Below are 21,681 nucleotides of genomic sequence, written 5' to 3'. Positions count from 1 at the left end.
ACGACAACGGCCCCGCTGCCTGAGGGGCAGCGGGGCCGTCGTCGGTTGCTCAGCGACGTGTCTCGGTGAGCTTGAAGTCGGTGAAGTCGAAGCGGGCCGGCTGGCCGTTCGTGCTCACGACCTCGACGCCGTAGTCCACCGCACCGAGCGTCGACCCGGCCGGAAGGTGGCCGTTGGCGGTCAGCCAGTTAGTGATCGGGATCAGATCGAGCGTGCCCGAGGTCAGCACGCGACCGTTGGCGGGCACCAGGGCGAGGTAGTGCCCCTGGTTGGCCTTCCACAGATCCCACGTGATCCCGTCGAGCGTCACAGTGGCGACCTTCGTCTGCCACGGTGTCTGCCCGTGGTTGTCGGTCCAGATCATCAGCTCGTTGGCAGTGCCGTTGCCGACGCCGTTCAGCCAGATGTCGAACGCGAACTCCCAGATGCCGCCCGTGGTCGGCGCGCGGTGGGCGAACCGCATGTCGAGCGCCGAGTAGTTGGTGAGCGGCGGCATCTTGTTCGTGCCCCAGTCGATGTAGTCGACGTGGACGTTCGGGTAGGTCTTGACGGCTCCGTCACCGGTCGAGTTGTCGGCGGTGGTCGTCACGTTCCAGGAGTTGAAGTCGCACGCGCGCAGCGTCTGCGAGACGTTGTAGCCGGCGGCGTTCCACAGGTTGTTGTCGACCATGTACTGGCCGTAGTTGCCGACGCCGACGCCATTGACAGCGGCAGGGTCGTTGAAGCCCTTGTATCCAGCCTGGGAGGTCGTCCAGACCGGCGATGTGCAGGTCGACGTGGCCGGTGCCGTGGTCGTCGTGGTCGGCGCGGGGGTGGGGGTCGCTGTGGTGGTCGTCGGCGTCGGTGCCGGCGCCGTGGTGGTGGGGGTCGGCGTAGGCGTCGGGATCGCCGTAGTCGGCGTCGTGGTGGGGGTCGGCGTGGGCGTCGGGCTCGCCGTGGTCGTGGACCCGGTCGTCGGCGTCGGCGTCGGCGTCGGTGTAGGCGTCGGTGTGGTGCAGGCCGCACGGTGCTTCTTGTTGCACGACGGCGCCGCGGAGGCTGAGCTCGTGGAGTTCAGGGTGACGGCCAGGCCTGCTACCAGCGCAAGGGCGAGCGCGAGCAGGGCAAGGCCGCGGACGGCGGTCTTGGGCATCAGAGAAGATCTCCTGGGTGGGGGATGGACAAAGCCGCACGACGCTCCCCCCGGTACGACGCCGACCCATGGGCTCCCAACTGGTCTAGTCCGGAGCCTCCGGCACGCTAGTTGACGTGACTGGGCTCAGAGGAATCGACCGCCGGTTCTGTGAGAAGGGTCACGTGAGCGGGGGCGCCTCCACCTCCGGTGCAGACAAGTGCGCACGTCCTTGCCGGAGCTCCCGCCACGGGCAGTGGCGACTCGCCTGCCCACCTCGGCGAACAGCCCAGCGGCGACCGGCTATTCAGCCTCGACGGCCACCTGAATGGACCCAGTTGCGCGCCTCGACGGGCTTCCGGAGACGCATACCCAATTCTGGTGGTGCCGATCGACGCTTGCTTGGCCGAACCGGCGTCGGCTGCTGAACTTTGACGCACGCGGCCCTGACGAGGGCCGCGACCAGGCCCGAAATCCACACCTGTGGAAGCACCTGTGGACGAATCACAATGATGTGATTCGTCCACAGAGTTATCCCAAGATGTGAAGAAACCGGCCCCGGGATCTGGCTCCGGTGCGCCCTGAAATGCACCCCTTGAAATGCACTGAGCGCCGCCCCGGTTTCCCCGGTGCGACGCCCTGAAACTGTGCTCGAGCCTGTGGAAGAGCCGATCACTCCCACCTGGTCGCGTAGGCGAAACCGACCGCCATGAACCCGATGCCGACGAGCAGGTTCTTCTGGCCCAGGTCGTTCATGACGGGGATCGGGGACAGGTTGTCGGAGAATATGTAGAAGACGCAGATCCACGCCAGCCCCAGCAGGAAGCAGCCGAGCATCCCGACGACCACGCCGCGGCCGCGACCGAGCGGTGTGGACGGGTGCGCCGCGAGGAGCAGCCCGAGGAAGAAGAGCCCGAAGCCGATCAGGTAGTTCCAGTGGCCCCAGTCCGCCATGAACGACGGGCTGCCCGCCTTGCCGTTGTCGCCCGGCCGGACCGCGATGTAGTAGAACGCGATCCACGCGATGCCGACGATCATCAGCACGAGGGACACGATGAAGCGAGGCGTGAAGACCGGGCCCCGCGTCGGGTCGAGGAAGTCCCGCGAGGGCTTCAGCTTGGGCACAGGACAGCTCCTGGTCGTGGGATGAAGTGTGGTGCTTGCGTCGGCCGTAGCCTAGTCGTCGTGGCCGACCACCCGCACAAAGCCCCGGGGCACGCGCAGACGCGTTCCACAGGGCACGCGGGTCACGAGGAGCACCTGGCCAACGCCCCGCACGCGGGAGGCCACAAGCCGGAGCACTCCGCCGGCCACACGTCCGGGCGGCGCTCGCCGCGGTTCTCGGCGTGGCGTCTCGGGACGCCGCTCGTCGTCCTCGTCTGCGGCGGCCTCTTCGTGGTCAGCGCCCACAACAGCCAGGGGACCGACCTGCGGCCGGGCCGCTACACGGACCTGGCCACCCTGACCGGCAGCGAGGCCCATCGCTACCAGCGGCTCCAGGACCAGGTCTCCCAGACCGACAAGGAGGTCGGCCGGCTCAGCCAGCAGGTCGACGACACGGCGGTCCAGCGCTACAAGACCGAGCTCGACGACCTCAAGGACCCGGCGGGCCTGGTGGCGCACACCGGCCCTGGCGTGCGCATCACGCTCTCCGATGCTCCGCAGGACAAGATCGTGAAGGTGGGGGAGAGCGCCGCCAACCTCCTCGTCGTCCACCAGCAGGATGTCCAGGCCGTCGTCAACGCGCTCTGGCGCGGCGGGGCCACGGCCGTGACCATCCAAGGCCAGCGCGTGGTCAGCACGACCGGCATCAAGTGCTCGGGCAGCACCATCCAGCTTCAGGGCGTGCCGTATCCCCAGCCGTTCGTCATCGAGGCGGTCGGCAACGTCGCCGACCTGATGGGGTCGATCGACAGCGACTCCTACGTCACCACCTATCGGCAGCAGGCCGCCGACCCCAACATCGCCATCGGCTGGAGCATGGCGGCGCGCCCGCGAATCACCGCACCGGCGTACGCCGGCCTCCGCGACCTGACCTACGCGCGCCCGCTGCACTGACGCGAGTCCGAGTGGGGCGCGCTCAGAGGTGCCATGCACCTCAGCGCATTGCTCTTCACCCTAAGGATGCACTCTGATGCATGTAAAGCGCCGGAATGATGTATCCTGGAGCATGGGAATGCCTCGTGGGCATGCGCCGCGGTGCATAGGAGAGGGACATGGCTGGCCAAGTGACCATCCGTGCGCGTGGACGCGCAGCACTCGATCGACGGTTGGCTGGATGGCGCGATCTTCCGTCTGGCGGGGCTCGGCCCCATGGCGGCTGGATCCGCGCAATCCGCGAGGCGCTCGGCATGACCGCTGGTGATCTGGCTGAGCGATTGAACGTGACCCAGTCCACGGTCACGCGGATTGAGCAATCCGAGCGCGCCGACCGTATCCAGCTCGAGACGATGAGACGGGTCGCGGATGCCCTCGGGTGCGACTTGGTCTATGCCCTCGTTCCGCGTCGAAGTCTCGAGGACACCGTGATGGACCGCGCCCGCGACCTCGCCCGGGAGCGCTTGGGACGCGTCGAGCACACGATGGCGCTTGAAGACCAGGGTGTCGACCGAGCGCATCTCGCTGAGCGGCTGGACCTGCTCACCCATCACTACCTTGCTACGCCCGGCCTCTGGCATTCGGACCGCTCGGGTCGGCCGCGGCAGGGCTGATGGACTGGGGCAACGACCCGGAGGACGCCACACCGCTGACGGAGGCGCAACGCGAGGGCTTGAAGTTGTCATGGATCGCTTCTCGCGGGGAGCTGAATGAGGCAGAGGCGGACAACATCTTGGCCGGGGTCACGAAGTGGCAGCGACGAAAGCTCACCCTTGAGACGCTCCTCGACGATCGGGCGGTCCGTGATTTGCACCGCGACCTGTTTGGTGACGTGTGGAAGTGGGCTGGCCGCTACCGCACCGAGGACCTGAATATCGGGGTCGAGTTCTGGCAAGTCTCCGTGGCGGTGCGCAACCTCGTCGATGACGCGGTGTACTGGTTCGGTGAGGGGTCGACCATGACGGTTGACGAGGCGTCTGCACGCTTCCACCATCGTCTTGTCCAGATCCACCCCTTCCCCAACGGAAACGGCAGGCACTCGCGAGAGTTCACCGACCTTCTGTTGACTGTGCTCGGCGCATCCCCTTTCACGTGGGGCAGAGACGACCTAGCACCTGTCAGCGACGTGCGTCGTCGGTACGTCCGGGCGCTTCAAGCCGCCGACGTCGGCGAGTTCGGAGACTTGTACGCATTCGTCAGGTCCTGACCGATACACCGCACCGGCGTACGCCGGCCCCCGTGACCTGACCTACGCGCGCCCGCTGCACTGACGAGTCCGAGCGGGCGCGCTCGGCGGGTCACTGACCCGGCGTGACCGGGCAGATCGGCGGGTCGGTCGGCTGCGGGGGGATGCCGGGCGTCGGGGTGATGCACGGCGTCGCGGGGGTCGTGGACGGGGGCGCAGGCTCGTACGTCGACACGAAGATCAGGACCTTCTCGCCCTGCTTCAGCGTCCCGCCGGCCTGGGGGAACTGGTCGACGACGGTGCCCTTCGGCTGAGTCGTGTTGGACTCCGGCCGTGCCTCGGGGTCGAAGCCGGCCGTGCGCAGGATCTGCTCGGCCTGAGCCTGGGTCTTGCCACGCACGTCGGGGACCTGCTCGGGACCGTCGGAGTAGTAGAGCGTGACAACTTGGCCGGAGTCGACCTTGAGGCCGGGCGCCGGGTTGGACTCGAGCACCTTGTTCTTCTGCTCGTCGGACTGGCGCACCTCCGCCTTGGACTGGAGGCCGGCGGCGTCGAGCGCGGCCTTCGCGTCCCTCAGCTGCATGCCGACCACGTTGGGCACGGCGATCTGCGGCTTGCCGGAGGACAGCGTGATCTGGACGCCGGAGCCGGGGTCGACGTAGGAGTTGGCCTGCGGTTGCTGGCTGAGGACGCTGCCGGCGGGGACCGTGTCGCTGTTGTCGAACTCGACGTTGGTGACGGTCAGCCCGGCGTCGCCGATCGCCGCGCGTGCCTGCGCCTCGGTGAGGTTCACGAGCTGCGGGACCTGCACCTGGTCGGGCGCATTCGGGAAGAGCTTGGGCCAGAGCAGCACCGCGGCGGTGATCAGAGCGACCACCACAAGACCGAGGATGATCAGCAGACCGGTTCGGGAGCGGCGGTCGTCGTACTCCTCCTCCTCATCGACGAAGGGGACCGGACCCGTCGCGGGGACGGGCGCGACCACAGCGGTCGGGGGGCCAGCGGGGGGCGTCGGCGGGGGAGCCGACGAGGCGATGACCGAGATCGGCCGGCCGTCCAGGTAGCGCTCGATGTCGCTGCGCATCGCCGCCGCCGACTGGTAGCGGTCCTCCACGCGCTTGGCCAGCGACTTCATGACGATCGCGTCGACCTCGGGCGGGAGGTCGGTGTCGTGGTCGCTCGGCGGCTGCGCCTGCTCCCGGACGTGCTGGTAGGCCACGGCCACCGGCGAGTCGCCGACGAACGGCGGCCGGCCGGTGAGGAGCTCGTAGAGCAGACAGCCGGCGCTGTAGACGTCCGATCGGGAGTCGACGGTCTCCCCGCGGGCCTGTTCGGGGGAGAGATACTGCGCGGTCCCGACGACGGCCGCGGTCTGGGTCATCGTGGACTGGGCGTCGCTGATGGCCCTGGCGATGCCGAAGTCCATGACCTTGACGTCGCCGGACGGCGTCAGCATGACGTTCCCGGGCTTGATGTCGCGGTGGATGATCCCGGCCCGGTGGCTGTAGTCCAGCGCGGACAGGACGCCGGAGGTGATCTCGAGGGCCCGCTCGGGCAGGATCTTGCGGCCTTCGCGGAGGATGTCGCGCAGCGTGCGGCCGGCGACGTACTCCATCACGATGTAGGGCTGCGCGACGCCGTCCTCGGTGATCTCCTCGCCGGTGTCGTAGACGGCGACGATCGCCGGGTGGTTCAGCGAGGCCGACGACTGCGCCTCGCGGCGGAACCGCGCCTGGAAGGTGGCGTCGCTGGCGAGGTCGGTGCGCAGGCGCTTCACGGCAACGACCCGGCCCAGCCGGGTGTCGGTGCCCTTGCGCACCTCCGCCATGCCGCCACGACCGAGGAGCTCACCCAGCTCGTAGCGGCCGCCGACCACTGTCGGGTCTGCGTTCGTCATCGGGGCATGTCCTTCCGGGCTGCGGAGCTCTGGGTGGCCGCCGCGGTGGGGGCCGTGCTGCTGGTCTCGACGCTCTGAGGCGTGGTCGCGGGGGGCGTCGTCGGCTGCGTCGTCGGCGGGCTGCTCGACGTCGGCTGCTGGGTCGGCGTCTGCTGGGTCGGCGTCGGTGACGGTGGGGCCTCGCCGTAGTAGGCGACCTCGACCCGGTCACCCTGCTGAAGGCCCGTGGTCGGCGACAGGGCCGCGACGGTGCCGGCCTTCTCCTCGCCCGGGTTGTCGATCCTCTTGGCCCGCGGGTCGAGGCCGAGCTGGCGCAGGTCGGCGAGGACCGCGTCGACCTCCCGGCCGACATATTGCGACTCGTCCAGGGTGATCGTCTGCGGGGCGGCGCTCGTCGCCGGCGTGCTCGAGCGGGTCTGAGTCGTCGCGGTCGGCGTCGGCGTGGTCGGCTGCGTCGGCGGTGCCTCGTCGGCGTTGCCGCGCAGGAGGAGCCAGGCGACCACCACGATCGCCAGGATGAGTCCCGTCACCAGCGCGATGACCCAGGGGTTGACGCGGCGTTCGTCGGCGGGGGTCTCGATACGGTCGCTGGCGCTCCCTCCTCGACCAGCGGCAGCGGGGACTTCGCTGGTCGAGTAGCCCGAGCCGCTGGGCGAGGGCGTATCGAGACCGATCACCTGAGTCGCGTCCATCGGCAGGATCGGCACGGGCGCCACGACCTCGGTCGGCGCCTCCGCCGGACCGCCGGCGCCGCCGGCGCCGCGGAGAGCGACGGCGAAGGCACCGGCGTCGGGGAACCGCTCGGCGGGCCGCTTGGCGAGCGCGCGCATGACGACCGCGGCGAGGTCCGCGGGGACGCTGTCGGGGAGCGGCGGCACGGGGTCGTTGAGGTGGGCGAGCGCCGTGGCGACGGCGGTCTCCTTCTCGAACGGTCGCCGGCCGGCCAGGCACTCGTAGGCGACGACGCCGAGCCCGTAGACGTCCGAGGCAGGCGAGGCGACCTCGCCGCGGGCCTGCTCGGGGGAGAGATACTGAGGCGTGCCCATCACGGCGCCGGTGCCGGTCAGCGCGGCCGAGGACAGGGCCCGGGCGATGCCGAAGTCGGTGATCTTGACCCGGCGGTCGGCGGTGACCAGCAGGTTGGCCGGCTTGATGTCGCGATGCACGATGCCGGCTGCGTGAGCCGCGGCGAGGGCGTCGGCCGTCTGGGCGATCAGGTCACGCACGACGGCCGGGTCCATCGCGGTGCCGGGGCGGATGAGGGAGGAGAGCGGCCGGCCGTCGACGAGCTCCATCACGAGGAAGGGCCGGACGTCGCCGGACTGGGTGAGCTGCTCGCCGACGTCGTAGACGGCCGCGATCCCCGGGTGCTGGAGCCCCGCCGCGTGCCGCGCCTCGCCTTCGAAGCGGGAGCGGAAGACGGGGTCGCCGGCGTATTCCGGCCGCAGGAGCTTGATGGCCACCTCGCGGCCGAGCATGGTGTCACGGCCGCGCCAGACCTCGCCCATCCCGCCGACGGCGATGCGGCTGGAGAGCTCGTAGCGGCCGGCGTCATCGGCGTACGTCGCGCCCCCGCCGTTCGGCGCGCCCCCGCCGTTCGGCGCGCCGCCGTCCTGCTGGGGGGTCACGGGTTCAACACCGCCTCCATGACCTGCTTGGCGATGGGGCCGCCCCACTTGCCGCCCGCGACGTCGTCACGGGGGATGTCGGCGCTCTCGATCATGACGGCGACGGCGACCTTGGCGTTCTCGGCGGGGGCGAAGGAGACGAACCAGGCGTACGGCGACACGTTCGGCTGGCCGCTCTGCGCGGTGCCGGTCTTGCCGGCGACCTGGATGCCGGTGATCGCGGCGGGGGAGGCGGTGCCCTCGTTGACCGTGGCCACGAGCAGCTTGGTGACCTCCTTGGCCGTCTCGGGGGTGACGGCCTGGGAGAGCTTCTCGGGCTCCGTCGCCGAGATCGTGTCGGAGTCGGCCGACTGGACCTGGTTGACGAGGTAGGGCTTCATGACCGTGCCGCGGTTGGCGATCCCCGACACCACCATGGCCATCTGCAGGGGGGTGGCCCGCACCTCGTACTGCCCGATGCCGCTCTGCCCGGTCTGCGGCGGGTTCATGTTCGTGGGGAAGTGGGAGGGGGTGAGCGTCGACCTGCCGTTGGTGCCCTGCAGGTCGTCCCAGCCGTTGTAGTCGGAGTTGAAGCCGAACGCCTCGGCCTGCTTCTGCATCGCCTCGGCGCCGACCTCGACGGCGAGCTGGGCGAAGACGGTGTTGCAGGAGTTCTCCATGGCCTGGGTGAACTTGACCGTCTTGACGCCGCAGTCGCGGCCCTCGTTGTCGATCTGCCCGGACGGACCGTGCGTCTGCGGGAGCTGGTACGTCGGACCGCCGGGCACCATGGAGTCGGCGTTGTACTTGCCCGTGCTGATCGCCGCGCTCGCGGTCACGACCTTGAACGTCGAGCCCGGCGGCAGCGCCATCTGCACCGCGCGGTTGAGCAGCGGCTTGGCGGGGTCGGCGTTGAGCTTGTCGTAGGCCTTCTGGTTGGCGGCGAAGTCGTGGGTCGCGACCTTGTTGGGGTCGAAGGTCGGCGTGGTGACCATCGCCAGGATCCTGCCCGTGCTCGGCTCGAGCGCCACCACGGCGCCCTTCACCTTGCCGGGCAGTGAGGTGAGGCCGTCGTATGCCGCCTTCTGCGCCTTCGGGTTGATCGTCAGCTCGACATCGCCGCCCACGGGGCCCTTGTCGCCGAGCAGGTCGATCAGCCGGTTGACGAAGAGGCGCGAGTCGTCGCCGGAGAGGACGTCGTTCTGCGACTTCTCCGTGCCGGTCACGGCGCCGCCGTAGGCGAAGTAGCCGGTCACACCCGCGTAGAGGAGCGGCTTGGGGTAGGTGCGCTGGTACTTGTAGAGGTCCTTCGACTTGACGCTCTCGGCGACCGGGTCGCGACCGACGAGGATCGCGCCGCGCTGGCGGGAGAACTCGGCGTCGACGACCCGGCGGTTGCGGGCGTCGTCGTTGTACTTCCCCGCCGCGTAGTACTGCAGGTAGGTGGCGTTGATCATCAGGGCCGCGAACAGCAGCATGAGGAAGATCGAGATGGTGCGGATCGGCTTGTTCATGGCAGCTTCACGACCTGGGTGTTGAGCTGGTCCTGGTCGTCGGGGACCGAGAGATCGGGCAGCGGGCGACGGGCGTGGTCGGAGATGCGCAGCAGCAGCGCGACGATCACCCAGTTGGCCACGAGGCTCGACCCGCCGTAGGAGAGGAACGGTGTCGTCAGGCCGGTGAGCGGGATGAGCCGGGTGACGCCGCCGACGACCGTGAAGACCTGCAGGCCGACGAGGGCCGCGAGGCCGGTCGCCATCAGCTTGCCGAAGCTGTCGCGGGAGATGAGCGCGATGCGCAGGCCGCGCTCGACGATGAGCCCGTAGCACAGGATCACCGCCATCACGGCGGCCAGGCCGAGCTCCTCGCCGATGGCGGCCATGATGAAGTCGGACTCGGCATAGGGGATGCGGGTCGGGCGGCCCTCGCCGAACCCACGGCCGATCAGGCCGCCCCAGCTCATGCCGAAGAGCCCCTCGACGAGCTGGAAGCTGCCCGGGCTGCGGTCGTAGTAGGCCATCGGGTGCAGCCAGATGTCGAACCGGTTGCGGACGTGCTCGAGGAACCCGATGTTCGCGGAGAGGACGTACGTCGCCGCGACCCCCGCCACGAAGAGCAGACCGCCCACGAAGAGCCAGCCGGGTCGCTCAGTGGCGACGTAGAGCATGACGATGAAGAGGCCGAAGAAGAGCAGCCCGGAGCCGAGGTCGCGCTGGGCGACCAGCACCACGAGGCTGACCAGCCACATCGCCAGGATCGGACCGAGGTCGCGTCCGCGGGGCAGGTCGATGCCGGCCACGCGGCGTCCCGCGAGCGCGAGTGCGTCGCGGTGGAGCACCAGGTAGCCGGCGAAGCTGATGACCAGCAGCACCTTGGCGACCTCGCCCGGCTGGAAGCTGAGGCCGCCGACGTGGATCCAGATGCGCGCGCCGTTGATCTGCGTGCCCAGACCAGGGGCGAGCGGGAGGAGCAGCAGGAAGACCGCGCCGAGCCCGCACGTGTAGGTGAAGCGCTGCAGCACGCGGTGGTCGGAGAGGAAGACGAGGGTGGCGATGAACAGCCCGACGCCGACGCTCATCCAGAACAGCTGCTTGGCGGCGAAGTCCGTATCTCCCTTCGCCAGGTCGATCCGGTGGATCACGGCGAGGCCGAGGCCGTTGAGGGCGGCGACGAGGGGGAGCAGCACGGGGTCGGCGTACGGCGCCACGAAGCGGATCGTCACGTGCGCGGCGATGACGAGGGCGACCAGCCAGCCGCCGTAGGTGACGATGTCGGGCGGCACGTGTCCGTCGACGCCGAGCCCGACGGCGGCGTACGCGCCGATGCCGACCGCGAGCGCGAGGACGACGAGCACCAGCTCCGCACCCCTGCGGCTGCGGAAGACTGCTGCGTGCTGGACGGCGCGGACCGCGGCGAACCCGGACATCACTGACCCCCGGACGCCGTGCCGACGTGGGAGGCGAGCTGGTCGACGTAGCGGCGGGCGTCGGAGAGGCCCGGCTGCATCACGCCCTGCTGGACCTGGCGGGCGTCGTAGGTGGCGAGGTCGGCGACGGGGAGGTCGGTCCGCAGGTACGGCGAGGAGAGGTCGATGCCCGCGAACGAGGTGTTGAGACCCCGGAAGATCGTCACGTCGTCGCCTTCGACCCCGACGAAGTACTGCCGTTGTCCCCACGACCAGGCCGCCGCCGCGGCGACCCACGCGAGGCCGACGAGGATCGCGATGACGAGACCGCGGCGCAGCCACACCGTGCGCCGTGGCACGCGCGGGGCGTAGCGCAGCGCCTCATGCAGATCCGGGTCGAGCGGGTCGTCCGCGATGGCGCCGGGCGGCAGACCCTCGTCGCCCGGACCGTCGGCGGTGATCGCCTCGAGCTCGCCGGTGTCGCCGCTGCGGTGGCCCTTGAAGAGCCGCCGCCGGCGCAGCTCGGCGGCCGCTCCGACCAGCTGCGGCTCGGGGTCGTACGTCGTGCTGCCCCCGCCGTCTTCGCCCGTGCCGTCTTCGTCCGTGCCGTCGTTGCCGGTGCCGTCCTCGCCGGTGCCGGTGTCGCCGGTCCCGTCCTCTGAGCCCTCGCGCGCCTCGACCACGTCCGCCACGATGCAGGTGACGTTGTCGCTGCTGCCGGCCTCGAGGCTTGCGCGGACCAGCTCGACGGCGGCGTAGTCGGGGCTGCCGCCGGTCAGCACGTCGGCGATGCGCCCGTCGTCCAGGACCCCGCAGACGCCGTCGCTGCACAGCATCAGACGGTCGCCCGCCTGGAGCGGCACGACGAAGAGGTCCGGCTCGGCCTCACGCTGGCCGTCGATCGCCTTGAGGATGAGGTTGCGGTGCGGGTGGACGCGCGCCTCGGTCTCGGTGATCCGGCCGTCGTCGATGAGCGTCTGGACGAACGTGTGGTCGTGGGTGAGCTGGGTCAGGCCACGGTCGCGGAAGAGGTAGGCGCGGCTGTCGCCGACGTGCCCGACGGCGAGCTGCTCCCCGTCGAAGAGTCCGACCGTCGCGGTCGTGCTGGTGCTGCTCAGCGTCGGGTCGTGGTCGACGAGCTCGGCGATCCGGTCGTGCGCCCGGTGGAGCGCGCCGGCGACCTGGGCGACCATCTCCTCACCGGTGTGCTCCGGGTCGGGCATGACGTCGAGGTTGCGAAGCTGCTGGACGGCCGTGCTCGAGGCGAGGTCGCCCCGCGCGGCCCCGCCGACGCCGTCGCAGACGACGAGCAGCCACGGGCCCGCGTACCCGCTGTCCTGGTTGTCCTTGCGGACACGCCCGACGTCGGAGATGGCTGCATAGCGCAGCTGAAGCGTCACTTGCGCAGCTCCAGGATCGTCTTCCCGATGCGCACCTGGGTGCCGAGGTTGAGCGTGGTGGGCTGGCTGATCCGCACGGTGCCGATGTAGGTGCCGTTCGTCGACCCGAGGTCCTCGACGAACCACTGGTCGCCGCTGGCCGCGATGCGGGCATGGCGGGTGGAGACGTAGTCGTCGTCGAGCCGGATCGCCGCGTCGGTGCCCCGTCCGATCAGGACCGGGGCCTGGGCCAGGTCGGCCCGCTCGCCGGCGTTGCGCCCCTCGACGACCAGCACGTGGGTCGGCACGCCCTTGCGGGCGCGGACCTTCGGCTGCTTGCGCGGCTTGCCCTTGCCGTTGCCGTTCCCCCCGCCCCGGCCGTTCTCGGTGACCGGCGAGCCGAACATGTCGGACCGGATCACCGACACGGCGCTGAGGACGAAGATCCACAGGATGGCCAGGAAGGCGATCCGGATGAGGAACAGGGTCAGCTCGGACATCAGGCCGGCTCCTCCACGACGCGCACGGTCATGGTGGTGTTGCCGATCCGGACCTCCGTGCCGTCGTCGGCGATCGCCCGGGCCATGCGCTGCCCGTTGACGAGCATGCCGTTGGTCGAGCCGAGGTCGTGCACCTCGATCTGGGGGATCGGCCCCTGGCGGACGCGGAACTCGACGTGCCGCCGGCTCACGCCCGGGTCGTTGATGCGCAGGTCGGCGTCCGTCCCGCGGCCGACGACGACGTCGCCGTCCAGCGGGTGGCGGCTGCCGTTGACCTCGACGTACGCCGCTGCGCGGGTCAGCCGTGTCTCGGTCGCGTTGCCGCTGACCTCGGCCTTCGCGCCGCTGCGGATGCGGAAGCGGCCCGTCGTCAGGTCGTCGGCCTGCTCGAAGTCGATCGAGACCGAGCCGGGGAAGACGTAGCCCTGCTCCTCGGCATACTCGTGCAGCTGGTTGGTCAGGTCGTCGACCAGGGCGGTGTCGAACGGCTGGAGCCGGTCGAGGTCGGGCTGGCTCAGCTCGACGTGGAAGTCGTTGGGCACCAGCCGACGCTGCCGGGAGAGCACCTGGGCGTTGTTGTCGCACTCGCGCTGCAGGGCGGCCGCGATCTCGACCGGCTGCACCGCGCTGCGGAACGCCCGAGCGAAGACGCTGGAGATCATCGACTCCAGGCGCTGCTCGAACCTCTGCAGCCCGCTCACGGCGCCTCCTCGGTCTCGTCCTGTCCGCATGCGTCAATGCCCGCAGGCTGGCCGGCGGGCCCCTCGATCGTATCGGGGCGGTTCAGGGGCACGGTGAATGCGCGCCGCCGGTTTGGGCGCCGGCCTGCCCCTGGGATAACGTTCGGACTGCTTCACGCGCGAGTGGCGGAATAGGCAGACGCGCACGGTTCAGGTCCGTGTGCCCGAAAGGGCGTGGGGGTTCAACTCCCCCCTCGCGCACGTGAGTAGCCCCGGGGATGACCTGGGGCTTTACTCATTTCCGGAGTTAGCCTGATCGCCCAAGGGCGCACGAAGGGTGCACCAGCCTCTACTCGGAGAGGTTTGGACATGGCATACATAGAGAAGCGACACCGCACCGACGGCGGGATCTCGGCGCGCGTGAAGTGGCGTCTGGGAGGCACCCGAGACGGTGCGATACAGCTCGAGGTCTTCAGTGCCGGGACCGACGCACAGAACCTCGCACGGGCCGACGGCTTCAAGAAGATGGTGGACGCTGCTGGCCAGCGGTGGCCGGCCGGCTGGGTAAAGGGCGAGGGATTCGTCCGACCGGCCAGCGAGGCGGACCCCCTAACCGAGCCCCCGCGGTTCGTTGACATCGGCGAGGAATACGTCCGCCAGATCGTCGACCTCTCGCCCGGCCAGCGCAAGCGCTACCTGGGCCACCTCCGCGTGCTGGAAGAGACCAGGATCCGAGGATCACTGATCTTCACAAAGCCGGTGACCGCAATCACCGAGGCAGACCTCAAGGATTGGTTGATCGATTGGGACCGGTCACTCAAGACGAAGGCGAACTATCACGGCCTGATCTACGGAGTCTTCGGATACGCCGTCAAGCGCGGTTGGCTGTCTGCGAACCCTGCCGTCGGGACGGCACCACGGATGTCCAGGGTGAAGCAGTCAAGACCTGAGCTGCGCTTCCTCACCGAACGAGAACTGCAGCGTGCTGTCGAACTGGCCGGACCATACGCCGACCTACTGACCGTCGCCGTGGGCACCGGCATGCGATTCGGCGAGCTCGGAGCTCTCTGGGTCTCCGACGTGGACCTCGAGCGTCGCACGATCCGAATCAACAAGGCGTGGAAGCGCAATGGAGAGGACGACGCAACCGACGTGCCCGGGTGGCTCGCCAAGCTGTTGAAGGCCAAGCACACGATGCGCGATCACCACCTCGGCGTACCAAAGACCACCAAGTCGCGCCGGACGATCACCATCTCGCCTGCGCTCGTCGCCGTCTTGCGCAAGCGGATCAGAGGCAAGGCAGCTGACGACTTCGTCTTCGTGTCGAACGCTGGATACCCGCTGCACAACGGGGACTTCAGCACGCACGTGTGGCGAAAGCTGATGACGGCCCTCGAAGCCGAGGGCATCAGTCGATTCAGGTTTCACGACCTGCGGCACACCCACGTCGCGTGGTTGATCGCTGGCGGTGCACCATTGCCCCACATCCAGGCACGGTTGGGGCATGAGTCGATCACGACGACGATCGACACCTACGGCCATCTACTTCCCGCCGGTGACGAACTCATCTCCGGCATCATCGACACTGCGCTGACCGGAGGGACAATCCGCCCCAGCCCTGGGTCGTCCACGGGAACGAAGGCGAAGGGAAAGAAGTCCAAGAAGCACGCCAAGGCGGCTTCGGACCAGCGCTTGTCGCCTTTGGCCGAGAAGAGCGTCGGCACTTGAGGCCGACCCGCTGTAGTTCACCGGGCCCGAGCTTGCACAAGCTGGCGCGGCCGCGGGACCGCACACGGATCAGAGCTTTGAGCGGCGACGGTTGGATCCCGGCGGCCGGACGGCAGTCAGCGCGTGGGGTGAGGCGGAGACTGGCTGCTCTCCCGCCTCGATCAGTTCGTCGAGGTGCTCTGGGCGAAAACGGACATGCTTGCCGATTCGTGTGCATCGCACCCTCCGCTCCCGAACAGCATCCGCGACCCACCTTGTCGGAACGTTGAGATAGGTAGCCGCCTCCTCGATGGTGAACAGCGGACGCCAGCTCGATGCCTCGCTCACAGCCGTCCCCCGGTTTCTCGAACGTCCATGACGACGGTCGACGGAGCGATCCATCGCCGCACCTCGTCGACCGTCGTATAGAGCCGCCCATTGCCGTTGAACCTCCAGAATCGCGGGCCAGACCCTCGTGATTGCCAGGCATGCACCGTCGCCTGCGGCAGTCGAGCAAGACTGCAGAACTCGTCGATGGTCAGCAGTGCGCTGCCATTCCAGTCGGCAGGGATTTCGATGGGCTGCACGAGAACGCTCCTCTCAATGTCCGGACGGTCTCCTAAGTCCGTGCAGCTCCCCGGGGCGATCAAATCCGGCCAACTTGCTAGAAGAGCGACACCGCCGGGTACGTCGGTCGCATCGCAGCTCTCCATCGTGCGTTGGTCGTCTGAGTCGCCTTCCGACGAGCAGACACGCGCTACGACACTGGGCGGTAGAGTTCGCCGCTGATGGTCTCCGCCCTTGACCCCTCAGAACTGCGCGCTGCTCGCGAGAAGGCTGGCCTGACTCAGCACGAGTTGGCACGTCTCGTTGGTGCTGCTGGCGGGGAGCGAGTATCGCGCTGGGAGCTCGGCACGTCCGTTCCCCGGCCGGACTTCCTCGTCAGACTCGCAAGAGCCCTCGATATCCCGACCCTTCGTCTCATTCACATTGACGGCGAGATGCCCGACCTCAGGGCACTTCGACTTCAGGCTGGGCTAACGGTGCCGAGGCTGGCAGCGGCCGTGAACGTGGCTGTGCCTACCTACTACGCGTGGGAACAGGGTCGCTGGGCTCGGCTCCCTGCGTCCAAGCAGCTCGACAAACTCGCCCTCGCGCTAGAGCAGCCCCTTGATGTCGTTGACGCCGCCTTCTATGAGGCTCAACGTCAGCGCGCGCGGGGAACGGAGAAGTAGCCGCAGGCCGGAGTTCCGACGCGGTCGGCACACGCCCCAGGTTTTGACGGATATCCACAAGGAAAAAGTCCTTCCGGGAGAGCCGGATGATTTGTGGTCCCATGGATCCGGACGTTCGGTGCGCGAAGAGCACGTCAGTCCCATCGGGGGGACTGACCGCGCAACCGCTCCCGGTCAGGACTCGGGCGATGACATCTCGGAACTGGTCACCTGTGGACAGCAGTCAGGTCGATAGAAATGCACTAGTGTGTTTGTGTCGAGTTGGGTTGCTGTTGACCGCTCCGAGCCCGTCTTGACACGTAGGTGATCGAGACAGGAGAGGACTCGGGAACCCATGTCGATGAACATCACTCAAGAGCACTCGGGCGAGGCGCCCGCGAACAGCTCAGGGACGCCGCCCGTTAACCACTTCCCACGGCTCCGACGACGCCGCAGGCGTTGGGTGTTCGCAGTCTGTGCAGCATTGGTCGCTGCCGGAGCGCTGGGCACCTCGTTCGCCTTCACCTCGGTCAACGACACCCAGGAGGTCCTCGTCGTCGCCAACGACATCAAGCGCGGCGAGACCATCGACGTAGGTGACCTGGCCGTCGTCCGAGTCAGCGTGGATCCCGCGCTGACCCCGGTCCCCGGCAGCCAAAAGGCCCAGCTCGAGGGCAGCCGCGCCGCCGTCGACCTGTGGGCCGGCACCCTCCTCACCGAGCAGGCCGTGGCCGACAACCTGGTGCCGGGGGAGGGGGAGTCCCTGGTGGGCATCAGCCTGACTCCCGCCCAGATGCCCTCGGAGCCGCTCTACGGCGGCGACATCGTCCGGATCGTCACGACGCCCGGGGACCAGGGCGAGATCACCGACAAGGAGCCGGTCACCATCGAGGCCACCGTCGTTGGCGTTAGCCGGGTCGAGGAGACGGGGGAGACCGTCGTCGACGTCTCGGTGCCCGAAGCCGAGGCCGCCGACCTTGCGGCCCGCGCCGCCACCGGACGGGTCGCGCTCGTCCTGGACGCCCGGGAGCGCTGAGGCATGACGCTGATCGTCCTGGCCTCCGCGAGCGGTTCCCCCGGCGTGTCCACCACGGCGCTCGGGCTCACCCTCAACTGGCACCGACCCGTGCTCCTGGTCGACGCCGACCCGACCGGATCCTCTTCGGTCTTCGCCGGCTACTTCCACGGCACCCAGGAGCCGACCGGCGGCCTGATCAACCTCGCCCTCTCGCTTCGCGAGGGAGGACTGGCCGACGCACTGCCCCGCGAGACGCTGCTGCTGGACCCCGAAGCGCCGGCCGAGCGCTCGGCCTGGTTCCTGCCCGGCATCCGGGCCCACGAGCAGGCACCCAGCCTGCTGCCCCTGTGGGATCCGCTCACCGAGCAACTGCGCGCCCTCGAGCGCAACGGCCAGGACGTCATCGTCGACGCCGGCCGGCTCGGCCTCGCCGGCTGGCCCCAGCCGCTCATCGCCGCCTCCGACCTGACCCTGCTCGTCACCCGCAGCTCGCTCCCGGCACTGGCCGGCGCCACCAGCTGGGCCAAGACCCTGCGGGGACAGTTCGCCGCGGTCGGTGGCCTGTCTCGTCTCGGGGTCCTCCTCGTCGACGAGGAGCGCCGCTGGCCCACGGTTCCCACCGGAGCCCGCGTCCGGCCCTACACCGCCCGCCACATCGCCAAGGCCCTGCAGATCCCCGTGGTCGCCTCCGTGGACTGGGAGCCAGAGGCGGCCGAGGTCTACTCCCACGGCGCCCGCAAGCCCCGCAAGTTCGAGTCCTCCGGACTGCTGCGCGGCTACCGGGCCAGCGCCGCGGCGATCGGTTCCATCCTCGGCGCCAACCAGGCCGCCCTCGCTCCCACGAACGGAGGCCGCGCATGAGCACCAACGGACACCACCCGGAAGCCAAAGGCCGTGACCCGCTGCGCGCCGACGAGTGGCTCGAGGCCCGCCACGCCGCGACCCGCGAGCAGACCTCACCGTTCGCCCGCGGCCGCGGCACCAACGGCACAACGCCGCCTCCATCGCCGGTCGTCGAGGACCACGACCCGACCTCTCTGCCGATCTTCGCCGGCGCCTGGACGAGCGAAGGCGAGGGTCAGCCGCCCGGCCGCGCCCGCTCGGAGTTCAGCCTGCGCCCGCTGGTGACGCCCGCGGAGGACCACATCCACGGCGCGGCTGGCGAGGTCGAGCTGGACTGGGAGCTGATCGCGCAGTACCGCGCGGAGATCTCGTCGCGACTGACCGCCCGGCTCGACAAGGAAGGTGGCCGGGTCACCGAGGAGGACCGCGAGCAGATGGGCCTCGACGTTATCGAGGAGTTCATCAAGTCCGAGGCCGAGACGCTGGTCTCCACCGGCCGGCCGCCATGGACGAGCGGCCAGGAGAAGGCACTCAAGTCTGCCCTCCGCGCCGCCCTGTTCGGACTCGGCCGCCTGCAGCCCCTGGTCGAGCGCGAGGACGTCGAGAACATCATCATCATCGCCCGCGGCCCCGTCTGCTCGGTGTGGCTGGAGCTGGTCGACGGAACCCTGGTCGAGGCCGCCCCGATCGCCGACTCCGAGGACGAGCTGCGCGAGTTCCTCTCCGACCTCGGCGCACGGCAGAACCGGCCCTTCACCGAGGCCCGCCCGCACCTGGACCTCCGGCTGCCCGGGGGAGCGCGGCTCGCGGCCGGCTCCTGGGTGATGGCCTACACCTCCGTCGTGATCCGGCGCCACGGCATGCGCGAGGTGTCGATGGACGAGATGGTCTACGACCGCAAGGCCTGCAGCCCGGTCCTGGCCGACTTCGCCGCCGCCTGCGTGCGCGCCGGCAAGAGCATCGTCGTCTCGGGCGTCCAAGGCAGCGGCAAGACCACCTGGGTCCGCGCCCTGTGCTCGTGCATCCCGCCGTGGGAGATGATCGGCACCTTCGAGACCGAGTTCGAGCTGCACCTGCACGAGCTCGTCGACCGGCACAAGATCGTCCACGCCTGGGAGCACCGCCCCGGATCCGGCGAGGTCGGCATCGACGGCCGCCAGGCCGGTGAGTTCAGCCTCGAGGAGGCCATCCACCACTCCTTCCGGTTCAACCTCGCACGCCAGATCGTCGGCGAGGTCCGCGGCCCCGAGGTCTGGAACATGCTCAAGGCCATGGAGTCCGGCCCGGGCTCGATCAGCACCACCCACGCCCGCAGCGCCGAGCACACCATCGAGAAGCTCGTCTCCTGCGCCATGGAGAAGGGCCCCCAGGTCACCCGCGAGCTGGCCATCAGCAAGCTCGCCGCCGCGATCGACATCGTGATCTACCTGCGCTCGGAGGTCGTCGCCAATCCCGACGGCACCTTCCGCAAGCAGCGCTGGGTCGAGGAGGTCCTGGTCGTCCAGCCCAGCATCGACGCCGCCAGGGGATACGCCACCACCGCGATCTTCGTGCCCAACCAGCTCGGCCAGGCCGTCGCGACCGGCAAGCTCGACAACTTCCTCGCCCAGGAGCTGGCGCGGCACGGGTTCGACCTCGAGGCGTACAAGGCCGAGTCGCTGGCCAACCCGGGGGTGGCCACCTCATGAGCACCGCGTTCCTGCCCGCCGTCTTCGGCGCCCTCATCGTCATCGGCCTGATCGGGATGGTCTACGCGCTGATCCCGGCACCGCCCAAGCCGCCGCGGCCCGCCCGGTCCGCCACCCCGTTCGGGCGGCTGGGGAACTGGTTCGTCCGGCTCGACCGGCGCACCCGGATGCTGATGGTTGGCGGTGCCGTGGCCGGCCTCCTGGTCGCGCTGGTGACCGGCTGGGTGATCGCGATCGTGCTCGTCCCGGCCGGGATCATCGGTATCCCGCTGCTGCTCACGCCCCCGCCGGCGGCCGCCAGCATCGAGAAGCTCGAGGCGCTCGAGGAGTGGACGCGGTCCCTCTCAGGCAAGCTGACCGCCGGCCAATCCCTGCGCTCGGCGCTCATCAAGTCCCTGCAGTCCGCGCCGGCGCCGATCGAGCGCGAGGTCGGACTGATGGTCTCCCGGCTGTGGAACAACACCGCCACCACCGAGGACGTGCTGCGCGCCTTCGCCGAGGACCTCAACGACTCCACCGGCGACGTCGTGGCCAGCCAGCTGATCCTGGCCGCCAGCGGCCGCGGCCAGGCCGGTCTGTCGAAGGCCCTGGACGCCCTCGCCGAGACCGTCGCCTCCGATGTGCGTGCCCGCCGCCAGATCGCCGCCGACCAGGCCAAGCCCCGCACCACCGCCCGCACCGTCACCGTGATCACCCTCGGGGTGCTCGGCATGCTCGCCTTCACCGGCGACTACATCGAGCCCTACGGCTCCCCGCTGGGCCAGGTCATCCTCGCCGTCCTGCTCTCGGCCTACGTGGCCACGCTGCTGTGGATGCGCCGGATGGCGGTCGCCAAGCCGCTCCCGCGGTTCCTCGACCTTCCGGCCCGCAACGCGCACCGCGCCGCCCAACGCACGACACCGGTCGAGAACCAAGGAGCACTCGCATGACCGGCCTGCAGATCGCCCTCGCCAGCGGCGCCCTCCTCGGACTGGCCCTCGCCCTGCTCGTGTGGCGTCTCGCGCCGTCCGACCCTGATCTGGTCGACGCCCTGGACCGCCTCTCGCCCGACCACGTCGTGCCCCGCCGCAACACTCCCGGCCTCGACGACGCCGCAACCGACACCAGTTCGGCCGTCGACCGGATCGGCCTGTGGGCGATGAAGAACCTGCCCGGCGGCGCCTGGGCACACACACCCCGCAAGGACCTGGCGCTCCTGCAGATCAGCGAGACCCGGTTCTACGGCGAGAAGGTCGTCTGGGCACTGCTCGGCCTGATCATGCCGCCGCTGCTGGCCGCCTTCTTCACTCTGATCGGCCTTCCGCTGCCGTTCGCCATTCCGACGCTCGGCTCGCTGGCCCTGGCAGCCTTGTTCTGGTTCATGCCCAACTACAACGCCGCCGACGACGCCAAGAAGGCCCGCATCGAGTTCAGCCGAGCCCTGGGCGCCTACATCGACATGGTCGCCACCGGGGTACGCGACGGCTCCAGCGGCCAGCAGGCGCTGCGCCAGGCGGCCGAGGTCGGCGACACCTGGGTCTTCAAGCGGATCGAGAGCGAGCTGCGCCGCGCCCGTTACATGACCCGCGCCCCCTGGGACTCGCTGCACGGTCTGGCCGACGAGCTCGGCGTCCCCGAGCTCGACGACCTCGCCGACATCATGCAGCAGTCCGGCCAGGACGGAGCCCAGATCTACAACAACCTCCGGGCCCGCGCAGCCGCCCTCCGCTCGGCGATGCTCAGCGCCGAGATCGGCAAGGCCAACGCCACCTCCGAGCGCATGTACATCCCCGCCAGCCTGCTTGGCGTCGTCTTCATGGCGATCCTCGTCGCCCCCTCGATGCTCCGCTTCACCACCTGACCGACCTAA

At 69.4% G+C, this 21,681-nt stretch carries 21 protein-coding genes and 1 tRNA gene; 11 read left to right on the top strand and 11 right to left on the bottom strand.

From position 1 onward, the window contains the following. Positions 1-49: 49 nt before the first annotated feature. Together ACYQ1K_RS14380 and ACYQ1K_RS14375 are read right to left on the bottom strand one after the other, a co-directional pair. On the bottom strand, positions 50-1,132 hold the full coding sequence (locus ACYQ1K_RS14380) for a GH12 family glycosyl hydrolase domain-containing protein (protein WP_459983748.1): 1,083 nt from the start codon (positions 1,130-1,132) through the stop codon (positions 50-52). Between the two features lie 651 nt (positions 1,133-1,783). Then, a complete protein-coding gene (locus ACYQ1K_RS14375; RefSeq protein ID WP_459983747.1) occupies positions 1,784-2,236 on the bottom strand; it encodes a cell division protein CrgA in 453 nt (150 codons plus the stop codon). A 60-nt stretch (positions 2,237-2,296) separates the two neighbouring features. On the opposite strand from ACYQ1K_RS14375, the gene ACYQ1K_RS14370 reads away from it, so the two are divergent. From ACYQ1K_RS14370 to ACYQ1K_RS14360, 3 genes are all read left to right on the top strand, one after another. Beyond that, on the top strand, positions 2,297-3,169 hold the full coding sequence (locus tag ACYQ1K_RS14370) for a DUF881 domain-containing protein (protein WP_459983745.1): 873 nt from the start codon (positions 2,297-2,299) through the stop codon (positions 3,167-3,169). A 158-nt stretch (positions 3,170-3,327) separates the two neighbouring features. Beyond that, the gene (locus tag ACYQ1K_RS14365; protein ID WP_459983743.1) at positions 3,328-3,822 is read left to right on the top strand and encodes a mobile mystery protein A; all 495 of its coding nucleotides are present in this window, start codon (positions 3,328-3,330) and stop codon (positions 3,820-3,822) included. Continuing rightward, complete coding sequence (locus tag ACYQ1K_RS14360; protein ID WP_459983741.1) at positions 3,822-4,415, top strand: mobile mystery protein B; 594 nt, start codon at positions 3,822-3,824, stop codon at positions 4,413-4,415. Before ACYQ1K_RS14365 ends, ACYQ1K_RS14360 begins: the two co-directional genes overlap by 1 nt. A 91-nt stretch (positions 4,416-4,506) precedes the next feature. On the opposite strand, the gene pknB is transcribed toward ACYQ1K_RS14360, so the two are convergent. From pknB to ACYQ1K_RS14325, 7 genes are read right to left on the bottom strand one after another with little or no spacing between them, the layout of a single operon-like run. Then, complete coding sequence (gene pknB / locus ACYQ1K_RS14355) at positions 4,507-6,291, bottom strand: Stk1 family PASTA domain-containing Ser/Thr kinase (RefSeq protein WP_459983739.1); 1,785 nt, start codon at positions 6,289-6,291, stop codon at positions 4,507-4,509. Further along, positions 6,288-7,919 carry a protein kinase domain-containing protein gene (locus tag ACYQ1K_RS14350; protein ID WP_459983738.1) on the bottom strand — a complete coding sequence of 544 codons (1,632 nt, stop codon included), beginning with the start codon at positions 7,917-7,919 and terminating at the stop codon, positions 6,288-6,290. The genes pknB and ACYQ1K_RS14350 overlap by 4 nt, the downstream gene beginning before the upstream one ends. Further along, on the bottom strand, positions 7,916-9,412 hold the full coding sequence (locus tag ACYQ1K_RS14345; protein WP_459983737.1) for a peptidoglycan D,D-transpeptidase FtsI family protein: 1,497 nt from the start codon (positions 9,410-9,412) through the stop codon (positions 7,916-7,918). The genes ACYQ1K_RS14350 and ACYQ1K_RS14345 overlap by 4 nt, the downstream gene beginning before the upstream one ends. Beyond that, positions 9,409-10,824, bottom strand: coding sequence for an FtsW/RodA/SpoVE family cell cycle protein (locus tag ACYQ1K_RS14340; RefSeq protein ID WP_459983735.1), 1,416 nt, complete (start codon positions 10,822-10,824; stop codon positions 9,409-9,411). Before ACYQ1K_RS14340 ends, ACYQ1K_RS14345 begins: the two co-directional genes overlap by 4 nt. Next, a complete protein-coding gene (locus ACYQ1K_RS14335) occupies positions 10,824-12,203 on the bottom strand; it encodes a PP2C family protein-serine/threonine phosphatase (RefSeq protein ID WP_459983732.1) in 1,380 nt (459 codons plus the stop codon). The genes ACYQ1K_RS14340 and ACYQ1K_RS14335 overlap by 1 nt, the downstream gene beginning before the upstream one ends. Continuing rightward, positions 12,200-12,682: an FHA domain-containing protein FhaB/FipA gene (locus ACYQ1K_RS14330; protein WP_459983730.1), complete on the bottom strand. Its 483-nt coding sequence runs from the start codon at positions 12,680-12,682 to the stop codon at positions 12,200-12,202. The genes ACYQ1K_RS14335 and ACYQ1K_RS14330 overlap by 4 nt, the downstream gene beginning before the upstream one ends. Further along, positions 12,682-13,383 (bottom strand): FHA domain-containing protein, encoded by a 702-nt coding sequence (locus ACYQ1K_RS14325; RefSeq protein WP_459983728.1) that lies wholly within the window; start codon positions 13,381-13,383, stop codon positions 12,682-12,684. Before ACYQ1K_RS14325 ends, ACYQ1K_RS14330 begins: the two co-directional genes overlap by 1 nt. A gap of 156 nt (positions 13,384-13,539) precedes the next feature. On the opposite strand from ACYQ1K_RS14325, the gene ACYQ1K_RS14320 reads away from it, so the two are divergent. Together ACYQ1K_RS14320 and ACYQ1K_RS14315 are read left to right on the top strand one after the other, a co-directional pair. After that, positions 13,540-13,623, top strand: a tRNA-Leu gene (locus tag ACYQ1K_RS14320). A gap of 108 nt (positions 13,624-13,731) precedes the next feature. Then, positions 13,732-15,090, top strand: coding sequence for a tyrosine-type recombinase/integrase (locus ACYQ1K_RS14315; RefSeq protein WP_459983726.1), 1,359 nt, complete (start codon positions 13,732-13,734; stop codon positions 15,088-15,090). Positions 15,091-15,159: 69 nt separating this feature from the next. Here the strand turns inward: ACYQ1K_RS14315 and ACYQ1K_RS14310 are convergent, their stop codons facing one another. Further along, positions 15,160-15,471, bottom strand: a complete 312-nt coding sequence (locus ACYQ1K_RS14310) for a helix-turn-helix domain-containing protein (protein ID WP_459983724.1) — start codon at positions 15,469-15,471, stop codon at positions 15,160-15,162. Next, entirely contained in the window at positions 15,414-15,656 is a 243-nt protein-coding gene (locus tag ACYQ1K_RS14305) for a DNA-binding protein (RefSeq protein WP_179648632.1), read from the bottom strand. The genes ACYQ1K_RS14310 and ACYQ1K_RS14305 overlap by 58 nt, the downstream gene beginning before the upstream one ends. A 201-nt stretch (positions 15,657-15,857) precedes the next feature. On the opposite strand from ACYQ1K_RS14305, the gene ACYQ1K_RS14300 reads away from it, so the two are divergent. The 6 genes from ACYQ1K_RS14300 (at position 15,858) to ACYQ1K_RS14275 (ending at position 21,672) form a co-directional block, all read left to right on the top strand. Beyond that, positions 15,858-16,304 carry a helix-turn-helix domain-containing protein gene (locus ACYQ1K_RS14300; RefSeq protein ID WP_459983722.1) on the top strand — a complete coding sequence of 149 codons (447 nt, stop codon included), beginning with the start codon at positions 15,858-15,860 and terminating at the stop codon, positions 16,302-16,304. A gap of 442 nt (positions 16,305-16,746) precedes the next feature. Beyond that, entirely contained in the window at positions 16,747-17,319 is a 573-nt protein-coding gene (locus tag ACYQ1K_RS14295) for an SAF domain-containing protein (protein WP_459983720.1), read from the top strand. A 3-nt stretch (positions 17,320-17,322) separates the two neighbouring features. Then, positions 17,323-18,162, top strand: a complete 840-nt coding sequence (locus tag ACYQ1K_RS14290) for a CpaE/TadZ family protein (protein ID WP_459983718.1) — start codon at positions 17,323-17,325, stop codon at positions 18,160-18,162. Further along, complete coding sequence (locus ACYQ1K_RS14285; RefSeq protein ID WP_459983717.1) at positions 18,159-19,832, top strand: TadA family conjugal transfer-associated ATPase; 1,674 nt, start codon at positions 18,159-18,161, stop codon at positions 19,830-19,832. The genes ACYQ1K_RS14290 and ACYQ1K_RS14285 overlap by 4 nt, the downstream gene beginning before the upstream one ends. Then, complete coding sequence (locus ACYQ1K_RS14280) at positions 19,829-20,761, top strand: type II secretion system F family protein (protein WP_459983716.1); 933 nt, start codon at positions 19,829-19,831, stop codon at positions 20,759-20,761. The genes ACYQ1K_RS14285 and ACYQ1K_RS14280 overlap by 4 nt, the downstream gene beginning before the upstream one ends. After that, the gene (locus tag ACYQ1K_RS14275; RefSeq protein WP_459983714.1) at positions 20,758-21,672 is read left to right on the top strand and encodes a type II secretion system F family protein; all 915 of its coding nucleotides are present in this window, start codon (positions 20,758-20,760) and stop codon (positions 21,670-21,672) included. Before ACYQ1K_RS14280 ends, ACYQ1K_RS14275 begins: the two co-directional genes overlap by 4 nt. The last annotated feature ends 9 nt before the right edge of the window (positions 21,673-21,681 follow it).

The sequence above is a fragment of the Nocardioides sp. AN3 genome (genome assembly GCF_054653495.1).
This window is presented reverse-complemented; position numbering and strand designations above follow the sequence as displayed.